Below are 15,015 nucleotides of genomic sequence, written 5' to 3' on the forward strand. Positions count from 1 at the left end.
AGAAAGAAAACAATGGCAAAAATAGATTTATGCGATCCTAAATGGGTCGACATGGTGTTCGCCGACAAGAACAAGGAGTACGGTGCATACAAGCTTCGTAAAACTGTTTCTCAGCGTAACATCAAGGCTTTAGCTATTCTGCTTTGTGCTGCATTCCTCGGTGGTGGTTACTTAGCTTATCAGATTAAGAAGCACAACGATGAATTAGCTGCTCAAGCTGAATATGCAGCTAAGATGGAATTGGCAGCTCTTGAACAGGCTAAGAAGGAACAGGCTGAGCGTAAGAAACAGCAGAAGAAGGAAGAACCTAAGAAGATTGAACCTGAAAAGGTTGTTCCTGAAACGCGTGCAACTGTTAAGTTTACAGCCCCTGTCATCAAGGATGATAAGGATGTTAAGGAAGAGATGCCTCCAATGGTCAAGATGAATAAGGAGACCAAGGCAGTCGGTGTTGAGAACAAGGAAGGTACGGAAGATCGTACTGAAGTTGCTGCTCGTAGCACTGTTGCTACTCCTGAACAGATTGTACCAAAGATCGAGAAACCTGTTGTTGAGGCTCCAAAACCAGAGCCAAAGCAGGAGGTTGAGAACAAGGTCTTCACAGTGGCAGAGGTTATGCCTTCATTCCCTAACGTAAATGCTTGGTTGGCTTCTCATATCCAATATCCAGCAGTTGCAGCAGAGAATGGTGTGCAGGGACGTGTTATTGTCAAGTTCGTTGTAGGACGTGATGGTAGCGTTAGTCAGGCACAAATCGTTCGTGGTGTTGATCAGGCACTCGACCGTGAGGCACTTCGCGTTGTTAATAGCATGCCGAAGTGGTCTCCAGGTATGAACAATGGTCAGCCAGCAAACGTTTGGTTTACTCTTCCTATTACCTTCAAACTGCAGTAAAAGCAAATATTATATGAAAAGAACCAGATTCTACATAACAGTAGGATTGATGCTATCCCTCGGCTTCCTTCTGTCTGCTTGCGGACAGAAGAAAGCTAAGGACGGCAGAACAGATACACCGACGTCAGGGACGATTAAGTTCGCCTCTGACGAAAGTTTTAGTCCTATTATAGAGGAACTGTTACAGAATTATCAGTTCCGCTATCCAGAAACTCACTTGTTGCCAATCTATACAGATGACAACAAAGGTATGCAACTGCTCCTCGACCAGAAAGTTAATCTTTTCTTTACTTCTCATGCATTGACGAAGGGAGAAGATGCTATGTTACGAGAGAAAGGTCCTATCCCAGCGGTATTCCCGATAGGATATGATGGAATTGCTTTCATCGTGAACAATACGAATGCAGATTCATGTATTACGGTTACCGATGTTAAGAAGATTCTCAGTGGTCAGATTGCAAAATGGAATCAGCTGAACCCTAAGAATGATAAGGGTAATATTGAAGTTGTCTTTGACAACAAAGCATCAGCTACGTTACATTATGTAGTCGACTCCATTTTAGGTGGAAAGAACATTAAGAGTGCGAACATTGTTGCTGCAAATAACAGTAAGTCAGTTATTGACTATGTTCACAAAACTCCGAATGCTATAGGTGTTATTGGGTCAAATTGGTTGAATGATCATCGTGACTCTACAAACACTACATTTAAGAAAGATATTAGAGTGGTTGGTCTTTCAAAGACTACCGTTGCACAGCCAGAGAATAGTTGGCAACCTTACCAAGCTTATCTGTTGGATGGCAGATATCCTTTCGTAAGAACTATCTATGCTGTCGTGGCTGACCCTCACAAAGCATTGCCTTGGGCATTTGCAAACTTCGTAACCAATCCAATTGGTCAGAAGATTATTTTTAAGGCTGGTCTCTTGCCTTATCGTGGTGAAATCAACATTCGTGAAGTTGAAGTTAAGACCCAGTAGTCAGTAAAGCATAGTGTGTTATTTATTGGCAAATGATAATCGGTTATGATTAATTAAATGTGGTCGTTATAACATTAGAGAAGATTTATTTTGCTTATCAACATTAGTTACTACTCTCATAGAATTAAACTAAATGCCGTGGTAGGCGTCTTAATGAATAAAGTTCACTTGAATTAAAATTTAAAGAGAATGAATTATGAAAACAAAGAAATATTTAATAGCTGGAGCCTTGATGTTGGCAATGTCAACTCCAGCAATGGCACAGGATGTTGATTATGCAGTAGCTCTTAAGCCTATTGTAGCTGCTATCGAAGCTGCACCAAATGATCCAAAGGCAGCAAAGGATCTTATTAAGGAGTATCAGAAGAACTTTAAGAAGAGTGAAGAGGCTATTGTTGCTTTGGGTAATGTTTACCTTTTGCAGCATAATTATGATGCAGCAACAGAGATTGCAAACAATGTTATCAATAACAAGAAATACAAGGGAAGTTTAGCTTATGTTCTTTTGGGTGATATTGCGGCTCTTAAGGATTCTATCGGTAATGCTGGTGCAGCTGCAACACAGTATCAGAATGCGATTACTGTTGATCCACAGAACGTAACAGCTTACGAGCGTTATGCTAAGGTTTTCCGTCATGTAAACTCAAAGGTTGCTGTTCAGAAGCTTGAAGAACTTCGTAAGGTTAAGCCAGACTATCCAGTAGAGGCAACTGCAGCTGAAATCATGCTTGGCGATGGTAAGTACAAGGAGGCATTAGAGTGGTATGCTAAGGCTAATCCAGCTAATATGTCAGAGGACAACTTCTATAACTACGGTTTTGCTGCTTACATCACAAAAGACTATCAGAGAGCTTTGGATGTTGTAAAGCAGGGCTTGCAGAAGTTCCCTAACAGTGAGTACTTGAGCCGTATTGCTATGATGGCATCAGTTGAGTTGAAGGATTATGCTTCTGCTATCAACTATGGTAAGGTAGTGTTTGCTGGTTCTGGTAAGAAGGTTGCTAACGACTACGATGTATATGCAAAGGCACTTTGCGGTGCTCAGCAGTATGACGAAGCTATCAACACTGTTAACAAGGCACTCGAGGTTGATAAGAACAATATTGAGCCTTTGAAGACTTTGGCTGCTATCTATGCTGCACAGGGTAATGATGACAAGGCACTTGAGGTTCAGCAGGAGTACCTTTCTAAGAGTAAGAAGGCTACTAACAATGATTGGGCAACACTTGCTAACACATATGTTACAAAGGCAGAGGGCTTGACAGACCGTGCTGCTAAGAACGCTGTTCTTGCAAAGGCATTTGATGTTTACGAGCAGATGGTTTCTAAGTTCCCAACAATCTCTGACTGGGTATGGTTGAACCAAGCTAACATAGCTCAGTTGATGAACGATCCTGATAAGGTAGCTGAAATCTATCAGAAGGTGGCTGCTTACGAAGAGGCTAAGCCAACGCTCGATGAGGATAGCAAGAGCTACTTGGAGAACGTTTACTATGGTCTCGGTTACTATTACTCAAAGAAGGGTAACAAGCCACTTGCAGACGAGTACTTCAATAAGGTGCTGAAGATTAATCCTAACAATGACGGCGCTAAGAAGGCTTTAGGTATGTAATTATCTGAAACAATCATTAGATATAAGGGCGATGGTCGTAATGACTATCGCCCTTTTTTTTGCTTCCTTTATTAAATGTTTGGATACTTACCTTATAGTTTTAACGTAAGAACCTTAGTGTTTCTCTAAAACATAGTAGGACTATCAACTACCAATTTTATTCTTCGACATAGATGTCCCTTTCATGTTTATACTTAGTGAGTTCCACGCAAATAAGGTTTTGAAAAATCATTACATAATTTCGAATAAAACATCTATAAATAAGGACAAAAACACGTATGAAGAGCATGTCTGCAACCAACAGGAAATCAATTAGTTATAAAACTGTAGAAGAAAAGGTGCTTAGTAGGACTTCAAAAGGGCGTTAGTAAGGGGCTTAAAGGGCACCTTTAGCGACGCAATTTGGCGTCTTTAAGAAGCCAAAAGAACATATATTGGTTTAGGGTTGTGTGAAAATAGTTTACAAATGTTGGCTGATATAAGAATAAGCTGTTTGTATAAGATGGAACGATATACTACTTAGATAGCTGAAGTTTCAATTTATTTTCTTGTGGATGTTCCAACTCTTATAGGGCTTGTAACTATGAATTTATAGAAAAGAGGAAGCATATCACTTTGAGTTGTAGATAGACCTTCTACAGTGTCATGCTTCCTTATCGTGTTACTCTATGATTCTCTATATCCAATAGAGAGGGTAGAGTGTATTAGAGTCATTCTGTGTTTATGATTTATGTCAAACTACTCAGTATGTAAAATGGAGTAAATGTTAGTGTAATAAATCATAACCCCTGTTCACAAAGATAAGCTAAAAATTTCAATCATACTTTCAAGAAAAACGAAAATCATTAGTCTTTAATATATAAATTATCTTTTAATTCTTATTCGTGAGCGCTATCCCTCCTTTTTCTCGTTAATTTTATGTATCTTTGTCATCGTTTGAAAAGACACAATACTAAGTTTGCAGTGGTGTTTGAATAGCCTGCTTGAACCTATTTATCTCTTTTGGTTACATGATTGATATATCTCTCATTGGTTTTGTTGATAATAGGTTGTGAAGAAAAGACACTTTGCATACAATGATGATAATAACAGAACTCAAAAGCGCAATAAGCATTGAAAACAGAAAGACAGATAAGCCCATGGGCATGGATACCCTCACTTTACTTTGCTGAGGGATTACCTTATATTGCAGTAACAGTACTGTCCCTGCAGGTCTATATGCAGATGGGCTTGTCAGATGCTGAAGTGACCTTTTATACTTCATGGCTTTACCTCCCTTGGGTTATCAAACCTCTGTGGAGTCCATTTCTTGATTTGATTAAGACAAAGCGTTGGTGGATTATCGTTATGCAAATGCTTGTTGGGGCAGCCTTTGCAGGTGTTGCCTTTACGGTCAATACCTCGTTATGGCTTCAGGGGACAATCTGTTTCTTTTGGCTACTGGCATTTAGTAGTGCGACACATGATGTAGTTGCTGATGGTTTTTATATGATGGGACTTAACCAGCATGATCAGGCATTTTTCGTGGGTATTCGTTCTACTTTTTATCGTATTTCAATGGTTGTCGGTAAGGGCGGTCTGATTGCGCTCGCTGGTTTTTTACATAAGAAGTTTGATATACAATGGACTTGGTCGCTTGTCTTCTACGGTCTGATGGCTCTTTTTATGGGACTTGCCCTCTATCATCGCTTTATTCTTCCACGTCCGTCTGAGGATTCTGAGAGGGCACAGGTGTCTGCCAGTCATCTGCTTCGCAGTTTTGGAGAGACTTTTCTTTCCTTCTTTAAAAAGGAGCAGGCTTTGACAACGATCTGTTTCCTACTTCTCTTTCGTTTGCCAGAAGCTTTGATAATCCCTATTTCTCAACTCTTTCTGCAGGCATCGAAGACTAAAGGGGGATTGGCACTTTCTGAGATAGAGTATGGCACCGTGAATGGTGTTGTGGGCGTGGCAGGTCTCCTGATAGGAGGTGTCATTGGAGGAATGATGATTAGTCGAGATGGTTTGAAGCGCTGGATATGGCCGATGACGGCAGCTATCACGTTGCCTAACTTAGCTTATGTCTATTTAGCCTATATACTTCCCGATAATGTGATAGCGATTAGTATTGCTGTATTTATTGAGAATTTCGGTTATGGATTTGGTTTTAGTGCCTATATGCTCTTTATGATTTATTTCAGTCGGGGTGAGCATAAGACCAGTCATTATGCGCTTTGTACAGGCTTTATGGCGTTGTCAATGATGATTCCAGGCTTGTTTGCAGGTGCATTGGCACAGGCGGTGGGTTATCGTTGGTTCTTTGTTATCGTCATGATTGTTTGCATCTTCCCATTCTTGGTTGCTCATCAGCTGCGTATTGATGAGGATTTTGGGAAGAAGTAGCCGATAGAGGCGCTTTGAAGACAGAAAAAGGAGAGGAGGGAAGGCTACGAGGCAATTCCTCGTAGAAGCGGACCGTGAGATAGACGGCTGAAGGGAGGCGGAATTTAGGCAGGAACTGCCTTTAACAGAATCTCAATTAGCCGTGGTAAAGCATAATTTTCAAGGTCTTGCTTTTCAATCCATATGAATTCAGAGGGCAGTTGTGGACGCCTCGTAGGCTGCCAAAGGTAGATGTCTGCAAGAAGAATCTGATGGGTAAGAATATGCTTTACCCCCTTTTGTAGTAGCTGCGCTTCTGTTTTCCACGCAGAGTCTTCAGATGATGTAAGGTGTTCTTCCTGTGGAAACTCCCATAGTCCTTGCCAAATGTCACCCGCACCACGTTGGTGGATGGCAATCTTTCCTTCATATTCAATACAAAGATAGGTGAAATGACGTTCCCGTTGTTTCACTTTTTTGCTTTTTACTGGTAGTTCATCAATGCGTTGTTCACGGAAAGCAACGCATGTTTCGCAGAGTGGACAAGCACTGCAATGAGGAGAATTTGGTGTACACTGCGTTGCGCCAAAGTCCATAATAGCTTCGTTGTAGTCTGCCGGTTCATTTATAGGTAAAAGAGATTGAGCGAGTGTTTGAAACTCCTTCTTCCCTTCGGTGCTATCAATAGGTGTCTCGATGCCATAATAGCGAGAAAGCACACGATAAACGTTGCCGTCTACCACAGCAACTGGTTCGCCAAAAGCAATAGAAGCAATGGCAGCAGCAGTATAATCGCCTACACCTTTCAGAGTCTTTAATTCTTTGAAAGTCTGTGGGAATCCACCTAATTCCATCACCTGTTGTGCTGCCGTATGGAGGTTTCTTGCACGAGAATAGTAACCCAAACCCTGCCAAGCCTTTAGCACTTCGTTCTCAGTGGCAGCAGCGAGGTCGTTAACGGTGGGCCATTTTGCCATAAAACGTTCCCAATAACTCATACCTTGAACGATACGAGTTTGCTGTAAAATAACCTCACTCAGCCAGATAGCGTATGCATCCTTTGTCTCTCGCCAAGGTAGAGAACGTCCGTTATTTTTGAACCATTGAAGGAGTGTTACTGCGAAATTCATGGAACAAAGGTAGTTAAAAAGTGGAAAAAGAATGAAAAGTAATGTGATGTTTTGTTGGTTAAATCATTATAATTTCCTATTTTTGCCATGACTATTACCCTTAAAAGGCATATTTTTATGTTACTTTCAGATAGAGAAGTATTATAAACATAAGCCAGATATAGGGAGGATTATTATAAAATTAGAAGTTATAAAAGATGAGAAACAAGGTAAAGAAAATGTTTATGGGCCTTGCCCTCATTGTGGCAATGCTATCGGTAAGCTCATGTGCTACGCGTGAGTCAGCTATTAACGACTTAGAGAATTTCTCCTACGAATTACGTGATAACAGCCAATACTACACAGCAAAGAAGTGGCGTAAAGCTGTTGATAAGTTTGGTCGTATCCGTCGAGAGATCTCACGCCATGATTATACCGTTGCAGAACGCCAGCGTATCGGTAAGCTCGAAGGTGATTGTGCCCGTTATATGGTGCGCGGTGCCAAGGATGGTGTGATGAATAGCGTCTTTGGTCTTGGCAGTGAGATACAAGGTATCTTAGATGCTTTCGGTATCAAAGGTAAAGAATAGACTTGATAAGGTCTTTGGTAGGCATAAAGAAATTGAACTTCAGTTCTCAAAAAGCAGAACTTGAAGCAGGCAGAATAAAACAAAAGGTGGCAGCTTATTAGACTTTAAGCAAATAGTTGGCAACCTTTTGTTTTTTTTTGATTTAAAATATTGTTTAGTCACCTATAATTAGTAACTTTGCAAATCAAATCCATAAAATGTTTTACAATGGCTGGTAAAAAACAAATTAAGACTGCTCTTATTTCGGTTTTTCATAAAGATGGACTTGAGGATTTGCTCAAGAAGTTAGATGCGGAAGGTGTGAAATTCTTAAGTACAGGTGGTACACAAGAGTTCATCGAATCATTAGGATACCCATGTCAAAAGGTAGAAGACGTAACATCTTATCCTTCTATCCTTGGAGGTCGTGTGAAGACCCTTCATCCAAAGGTCTTTGGAGGAATCCTTTCTCGCCGTGATAATGAAAGTGATCAGGCACAGATGCAGAAATATGAAATACCTTTCATTGATCTTGTTATCGTAGATCTTTATCCGTTTGAGCAGACAGTTGCCAGTGGTGCCAGCGCAGAAGACATCATTGAGAAGATTGATATCGGTGGTATTTCACTGATACGTGCAGGAGCAAAGAATTTTAAGGATGTTGTTATCGTGCCAAGTAAGGCAGAATATCCAGTGTTGCTCCAGATCCTCAATACAAATGGTGCGCAGACAGATATCGAAGACCGAAAGATGTTTGCAGAGCGTGCTTTTGGTGTTAGCAGTCACTATGATAAAGCTATCCATAGCTGGTTTGCGACAGAATAAGCACAGATTAGAAAAGAATATACAATTATAAAATACAGATATATTAATGGGATTATTTTCATTTATCCAGGAAATTGCTATGGACCTGGGAACGGCAAACACGATTATTATCAGCGATGATAAGATTGTAGTTGACGAGCCGTCAGTAGTAGCACTGGACCGTCGCACAGATAAGATGATTGCTGTGGGTGGTGATGCAAAGATGATGTACGAGAAGGAACATCCCAATATTCGTACAATCCGCCCTTTGCGCGACGGAGTTATCGCTGACTTTACAGCTTGTGAGCAGATGATGCGTGGACTTATTAAGATGGTTCACAGTGGTAATCGTTTCTTCTCACCTTCATTACGTATGGTAATCGGTGTTCCATCAGGTTCTACTGAAGTGGAGCTTCGTGCTGTCCGTGACTCAGCTGAACACGCTGATGGTCGTGATGTATATCTTATCTTCGAGCCAATGGCTGCAGCTCTTGGTATGGGTCTTGATGTAGAGGCTCCAGAGGGTAACATGATTGTTGATATCGGTGGTGGTAGCACAGAGATTGCTGTAATCTCTTTGGGTGGTATCGTATGTAATAACTCTATCCGTGTAGCTGGTGATGACCTCACTGCAGATATTCAGGAATATATGAGTCGTCAGCACAATGTGAAGGTCAGTGAGCGTATGGCAGAGCGTATTAAGCTCCATGTAGGTTCAGCGCTGACAGACCTTGGTGATGAAGCTCCAGAAGATTACATTGTACATGGCCCTAATCGCATCACAGCTCTCCCTATGGAGGTTCCTGTATGCTATCAGGAGATTGCTCATTGTCTTGATAAGACTGTTGCAAAGATTGAGAATGCTGTTCTTTCAGCATTGGAGAACACTCCACCTGAGCTTTATGCTGACATCGTAAAGAATGGTATCTATCTCAGTGGAGGTGGTGCTTTGCTTCGTGGTATCGACAAGCGTCTGACTGATAAGATTAATATTCCATTCCATATTGCCGAAGACCCATTGCACAGTGTGGCTAAGGGTGCAGGCATTGCATTGAAGAACGTAGATCGTTTCTCGTTCTTGATGAGATAACAACTAACGTTCATGCACAATCTGACTGAGTTCCTTGCTAAGTACAAGCATTGGTTCTTGTTCGTTGCCCTGGAAGTCTTGAGTATGGTTCTTCTGTTCCGATTCAATGACTATCAGGGCAGTGTGTGGTTCACGTCAGCAAACTATGTGGCTGGTTTAGCTTATGAAGGAAGTTCAAAGGTTACGTCTTATCTAACAATGGGTGAGATGAATGAGGCTTTGACCAAACGCAACCTTGAACTGGAACGTCAAGTGAAGGAGTTGTCTGCTCAACTTTATGATAAGACAAAGGATTCTACCTTTCTTCATAAAGGTCAGTATCGTTTCCTTTCAAAGTTCCGATTGATACAGGCAAAGGTTGTTGCCAATTCGCTGGATAAACCTAATAACTTTATCACCATCAACAAAGGAACATGGGATGGTGTACATAAGGATATGGGTGTTGCTTGTGGTAATGGTGTTGTGGGTATTGTCTATATGGCAGGTATTCATTATGCAGTTGTAATTCCTGTGCTGAACTCAAAGTCAAACATCAGTTGTTCTATTCAAGGACGTGACTACTTCGGTTATCTTCATTGGAATGGAGGCGCATCTGATGTTGCTTATTTAGATGATGTCCCTCGTCATGCAAAGTTTAAGTTAGGCGACCGTGTTGTAACGAGTGGATATTCTTCTGTTTTCCCAGCTGGTGTGTTAGTTGGTAAGATAAAACATGTCTATAATTCAGAAGATGGACTCTCTTATCGACTACAAATCCAGCTATCAACAGACTTCGGAAACCTTCGTGATGTCTGTGTGATTGACGATGCTTCTATAAGAGATCAACGTCAAGTTATAAAGGCAGCACAAGACTCTATCAAGCCTATTGAGAGTCAGATGGAGAATAGTGTACAGTAAGTAGACTGCTTGCAGATATTATTTAGATAGATGGGAGGTAGGATAACCGCACTTTGTAGAGTCATTCTAACATTGGTGTCAGCCACTTTCCCCCTTTGAATTACGAATAAAAAGAATGAATATAGATTTCCTAAAACGTTTGCTTTGGTTTGCTGTCTTGACAGTGGCACAGGTGTTTGTACTCAATCACATTCATCTGTTTGCTGTTGCCACACCATTGCTTTATATCTATTTTATCCTTTTGTTCCCTCGTAATTATCCTCAGTGGGCTATGTTGATATGGGCGTTTCTAATGGGTCTTACTATTGACACTTTCTCAAATACGCCCGGTGTAGCTTCTGCTTCATTGACTTTAATAGCTGCTTTACAGCCTTATGTACTGCAGCTATTCATACCTCGTGACAGTAGTGACAACTTCCAAGCAGGTATGGACACGCTTAGTATACCGCAATATACGTGGTATGCGGCTATTCTAACCTTGACATACAGCGTTGTTTTCTTCTCATTAGAGATGTTTAGTTTCTTTAATGTGTTAGAATGGTTACTTTGTATTGGCGGTAGTTCATTGCTCACGCTTATTCTTATTCTTGTTGTTGAGAACGTAAGGAGGCGATAAGAAATGAAGAATTACGATTTAGAAAAGCGTCGCCTCGTGCTTAGCGCTGTTGCAATAGGTATCGTGGTGATATATATTATACGTCTTTTTGCTCTTCAGATAGCCAGTGACGACTATCGGAAGAGTGCCGACTCTAATGCTTTCTTAAAGAAGATTGAGTTCCCTTCACGTGGTTCTATCACTGATAGGAATGGTAAGTTGCTGGTTTTTAATCAGCCAGCTTATGACATTATGGTGGTAACCAACGAGATGAAAGGTCATCTTGATACATTGGAGTTTTGTAAGGCACTAAACATAACAAAGGCTGATTTTATCAACCGAATGGCTAACATCAAGGATAGAAGTAAGAATCCGGGTTACTCTCGCTTTACGCAACAACTATTCTTGAGCCAATTGAGTGATAAAGACTTTAGTGCCTTCCAAGAGAAACTTTATCGTTTTCCAGGCTTTTATATTCAGAAACGTAGTGTTCGCCAGTATCAACGAGCTATTGCTGCACATGTCCTTGGAGATGTAGCAGAGGTGAGTCAGGGTGATATTGAGGAAGATGAGTACTATCAGCCAGGAGATTATATCGGTAAGATGGGTGTCGAGCGTGAGTATGAGAAAGACTTACGTGGAGTAAAGGGAGTACAGATACTTCTGCGTGATGCCCACGGACAGATACAGGGTCGCTATCAGAATGGTAAGTATGACCAGCGTCCACATCCTGGACGTGATATCCAACTTGGTCTTGATGCAGAACTTCAGGCACTTGGTGAACGTCTAATGGAAGGTAAATTAGGTGCTGTTGTGGCAATCGAACCAAAGACTGGACAAATCTTAGCAATGGTTTCTGCACCTACTTTCGACCCTCGTTCGATGATAGGTAAACTGCGTGGTAAGTACCAGCGAGATATGACGCTCGACCCAGCCAAGCCTCTACTTAATCGTGCTATAATGGGTCAATACCCTCCAGGTTCAACGTTTAAGACCGGACAGGCTGTTACTTATTTCACAGAAGGGATTGTGACAGACTCAACTCGTTATCCTTGTCATCATGGATTCAACTTTAAAGGACTTCATGTTGGTTGTCACGCACATGCATCTCCTATCTCATTAGTACCTTCAATCAGCACCTCTTGTAATAGTTATTACTGTTGGGGACTCTATCATATGCTCTCCAATCGTAGGAAATATAAGACATTGGAGGATGCTATGAACGTGTGGCGCGACTACATGGTATCAATGGGTTTCGGTTATAAATTAGGTATTGATCTTCCTGGTGAGAAGCGCGGTATGATTCCAAATGCGAAGTTCTATGATAATGCTTTTAAGAAATGGAATCCGCTTTCGGTTATCTCTATTTCTATCGGTCAGGGTGAGGTCAACCTTACTCCACTGCAGATTGCTAACCTCGGTGCTACGATTGCGAATCGTGGTTATTACATTGCGCCACATGTTGTACGTAGTATTCAAGGGAAAAAACTCGATAAGAAGTATGTGGAGAAGCACCATACAAAGGGAAGTCTAAGAGCTTACCAAGAAGTAATAGCGGGTATGGTTTCATCAGTACGTGGTGGAACTTGTGCGCATGCGGTTCATCCTGGTTACTCATTGGCAGGTAAGACGGGTACGGCTCAGAACCGTGGTAAGGACCACTCTGTGTTTATGGGCTTTGCACCTGTTGATACTCCAAAGATAGCTATTGCTGTTTATGTTGAGAATGGTGGATTTGGTGCAGACTACGGTGTGCCAATTGGTTCGCTAATGATAGAGCAGTATATTAATGGAAAGCTTACTCCTGGTGATGAAGCTCGTGCTGCAGCGGTTCAGAAACGTCATATCGCTTACTCCTTTAAGCGTCCTTTGTCACGTGCTGACTCTCTTCGTCTCGACTCTATTAAGCGTGTAAATACTATTAGAGACTCGCTGAAGAAGGTAAAAGAGAAGCAGGATTTAGCTGATGCAGAAAAGCTGAAGGAAGCAAAGGCAAGAAAAGAAGCTGAGGAAAAGGAGAAGAAGAAGCAACCACAGAACGAACCTGCTATCCGTGTAGAGCCTGAAACAACGGTTAAGACGGAGAAGAAAGAGAAGGATAAGGAAGGCGATAAGAAGGAAAAAGAAAAAGAAAAGAATAAAGACAGTCGAAAGGATAATAAGGAAAAGTCTAAGGTGAAGGAAAAGCCTAAGGAGCAATCCAAAGACAAAGCAAAGGAACAACCCAAGGTGAAGTCTAAGGAACAGACGAAAGAAAAGCCTAAGGAGCAACCTAAGGCTAAACCGAAGGAACAAGTAAAAGATAAACCAAAGGAACAGCCTAAAGAGAAATCAAAGGGTCAATCCAACGATAAACAAAAAAGCAAGGAGAAAGTAAATCGTGCCAAGTAATTATACAGCAGACAGACAACCAGGTGTACTTCGTTCATTAGATTGGTGGACGATAGGTATCTATATTGCGTTGCTCACCTTTGGATGGGTGAGTGTCTGTGGTGCAAGTTATACTTATGGCGATACAGAGATTTTCTCACTTTCAACCCGTTCGGGTATGCAGATTGTGTGGATTGGTACTTCTATCTGTTTAGGCTTTGTGCTTCTAATGATGGACGACCGTTTCTATGACACCTTTGCTTATGTCATCTATGGTTTGTTAGTACTACTGCTCTTCGCCACAATCTTTAATCCTCATAGTATTAAGGGTTCTCGCTCGTGGCTCGTTATGGGTCCACTCCGATTGCAGCCTGCCGAGTTCGCGAAATTTGCAACGGCATTAGCAATAGCCAAGTTTATGTCGGCTTATGGCTTTACTATCAAGAATTGGAAGCATTTTGCTGGTGCGTGCGGAATCATTTTCCTACCAATGCTGTGTATTGTCGGACAGCGTGAGACAGGTTCTGCCTTGGTTTATTTTTCTTTCTTCCTCATGCTTTATCGTGAAGGAATGTCTGGTGTGTTCCTATTCACTGGGCTGGCAATGGTCATTTACTTTGTTGTCGGAATCAAGTATGAGGAAATCTTGTTATGGGATACCCCTACATCCTTAGGAAAGTTTGTTGTACTCCTACTTGTTCAGATATTCTCTTCGGTCATGGTGTGGGTCTATGTGGGTGACAAAGGACGTACGCGCCTATTGCTAACTTATGTCTTTGGTGTCACAGGACTTGCCTTGCTCTTCTCAGAGTTTGTTATTCCGTTTGATGTTGTTTGGATACAGTTGGTTTTATCAGCATGTGTCATTGGTTATTTAGTTTATAATGCAATGAACACTCGCTTTGCTAACTATTTCTATATTGCATTGTTTGCTTTAGGGTCAATTGCTTTTTTCTATTCAGCAGACTATGTGTTGAACGATGTCATGCAGCCACACCAGCGTGTGCGTATCAACGTACTTTTAGGCTTAGATGAGGACTTAGCAGGAGCAGGATATAATGTACATCAGAGTGAGATAGCCATTGGCTCTGGTGGCTTACAAGGTAAAGGTTTCTTGAATGGTACACAAACTAAATTGAAGTTTGTACCAGAGCAGGATACAGACTTTATCTTCTGTACGGTAGGTGAGGAGGAGGGTTTCCTCGGTTCAGCCTCTGTTCTTGTGCTGTTCCTCTTCCTAATACTCCGATTAATGTACCTTGCCGATCGACAACCCTTTAAGTTTGGGCGAGTCTATGGCTATTGTGTTGCAGGAATATTCCTATTCCATCTTTTTATTAACGTAGGAATGGTATTAGGTTTGACGCCAGTTATTGGTATTCCGTTACCTTTCTTTAGTTACGGAGGTTCTTCTCTTTGGGGCTTTACGTTGCTCCTATTTATTTTCCTCCGCATAGATGCAGGACGTAATCTTATCCGTCAGTAGGCGATAGGACTACGCTTGGATATTGATTGCATAGTATTTGGCAATATGTTTTGTGCTTCGCACCATTGGTGTTAAGCCTCCGCACCACACGTGCTAAGCATCAACACCATTTGTGTTAAGCATTATCACCATTTTAGTATATGGCTTGTAGGGGAAGTAATTGCCATGAAATGAAAGAGAGTATGATACTAATACTCGCTAAATATGATATTATAGCTCAGGCAGGTGCTACTTAGGCTTATTCCTGCA

General features: G+C 41.4%; 12 protein-coding genes. 11 read left to right on the forward strand and 1 reads right to left on the reverse strand.

Annotated features, from left to right (window positions below):
* Window positions 1-12 precede the first annotated feature (12 nt).
* The 4 genes from HMPREF0659_RS02085 (at window position 13) to HMPREF0659_RS02100 (ending at window position 5,867) form a co-directional block, all read left to right on the forward strand.
* Window positions 13-894 carry an energy transducer TonB gene (locus tag HMPREF0659_RS02085; RefSeq protein WP_013263863.1) on the forward strand — a complete coding sequence of 294 codons (882 nt, stop codon included), beginning with the start codon at window positions 13-15 and terminating at the stop codon, window positions 892-894.
* A gap of 13 nt (window positions 895-907) precedes the next feature.
* Window positions 908-1,873: a PstS family phosphate ABC transporter substrate-binding protein gene (locus tag HMPREF0659_RS02090; protein ID WP_036886365.1), complete on the forward strand. Its 966-nt coding sequence runs from the start codon at window positions 908-910 to the stop codon at window positions 1,871-1,873.
* A 196-nt stretch (window positions 1,874-2,069) separates the two neighbouring features.
* Entirely contained in the window at window positions 2,070-3,485 is a 1,416-nt protein-coding gene (locus HMPREF0659_RS02095) for a tetratricopeptide repeat protein (RefSeq protein ID WP_013263987.1), read from the forward strand.
* Window positions 3,486-4,598: 1,113 nt separating this feature from the next.
* Window positions 4,599-5,867 carry an MFS transporter gene (locus tag HMPREF0659_RS02100; RefSeq protein WP_013264752.1) on the forward strand — a complete coding sequence of 423 codons (1,269 nt, stop codon included), beginning with the start codon at window positions 4,599-4,601 and terminating at the stop codon, window positions 5,865-5,867.
* A 104-nt stretch (window positions 5,868-5,971) separates the two neighbouring features.
* Here HMPREF0659_RS02100 and mutY read toward each other — a convergent pair whose 3' ends face one another.
* Window positions 5,972-6,976, reverse strand: a complete 1,005-nt coding sequence (mutY, locus tag HMPREF0659_RS02105) for an A/G-specific adenine glycosylase (RefSeq protein ID WP_013264732.1) — start codon at window positions 6,974-6,976, stop codon at window positions 5,972-5,974.
* A 197-nt stretch (window positions 6,977-7,173) separates the two neighbouring features.
* Here mutY and HMPREF0659_RS02110 point away from each other — a divergent pair, with 197 nt between their 5' ends.
* The 7 genes from HMPREF0659_RS02110 (at window position 7,174) to rodA (ending at window position 14,766) form a co-directional block, all read left to right on the forward strand.
* A complete protein-coding gene (locus HMPREF0659_RS02110; protein ID WP_013264092.1) occupies window positions 7,174-7,545 on the forward strand; it encodes a hypothetical protein in 372 nt (123 codons plus the stop codon).
* A 207-nt stretch (window positions 7,546-7,752) separates the two neighbouring features.
* Complete coding sequence (locus HMPREF0659_RS02115; protein WP_013264845.1) at window positions 7,753-8,349, forward strand: MGS-like domain protein; 597 nt, start codon at window positions 7,753-7,755, stop codon at window positions 8,347-8,349.
* A 46-nt stretch (window positions 8,350-8,395) separates the two neighbouring features.
* On the forward strand, window positions 8,396-9,418 hold the full coding sequence (locus HMPREF0659_RS02120) for a rod shape-determining protein (protein ID WP_004360435.1): 1,023 nt from the start codon (window positions 8,396-8,398) through the stop codon (window positions 9,416-9,418).
* Window positions 9,419-9,430: 12 nt separating this feature from the next.
* Window positions 9,431-10,315: a rod shape-determining protein MreC gene (gene mreC / locus HMPREF0659_RS02125; RefSeq protein ID WP_013264211.1), complete on the forward strand. Its 885-nt coding sequence runs from the start codon at window positions 9,431-9,433 to the stop codon at window positions 10,313-10,315.
* A gap of 115 nt (window positions 10,316-10,430) precedes the next feature.
* Window positions 10,431-10,931 carry a rod shape-determining protein MreD gene (gene mreD, locus HMPREF0659_RS02130; RefSeq protein ID WP_013264371.1) on the forward strand — a complete coding sequence of 167 codons (501 nt, stop codon included), beginning with the start codon at window positions 10,431-10,433 and terminating at the stop codon, window positions 10,929-10,931.
* A 3-nt stretch (window positions 10,932-10,934) separates the two neighbouring features.
* Window positions 10,935-13,301: a penicillin-binding protein 2 gene (mrdA, locus tag HMPREF0659_RS02135; protein WP_013264552.1), complete on the forward strand. Its 2,367-nt coding sequence runs from the start codon at window positions 10,935-10,937 to the stop codon at window positions 13,299-13,301.
* A complete protein-coding gene (gene rodA / locus HMPREF0659_RS02140; RefSeq protein ID WP_013264501.1) occupies window positions 13,291-14,766 on the forward strand; it encodes a rod shape-determining protein RodA in 1,476 nt (491 codons plus the stop codon). Before mrdA ends, rodA begins: the two co-directional genes overlap by 11 nt.
* The last annotated feature ends 249 nt before the right edge of the window (window positions 14,767-15,015 follow it).

The sequence above is a fragment of the Prevotella melaninogenica ATCC 25845 genome (assembly GCF_000144405.1).
Lineage (GTDB): Bacteria > Bacteroidota > Bacteroidia > Bacteroidales > Bacteroidaceae > Prevotella > Prevotella melaninogenica.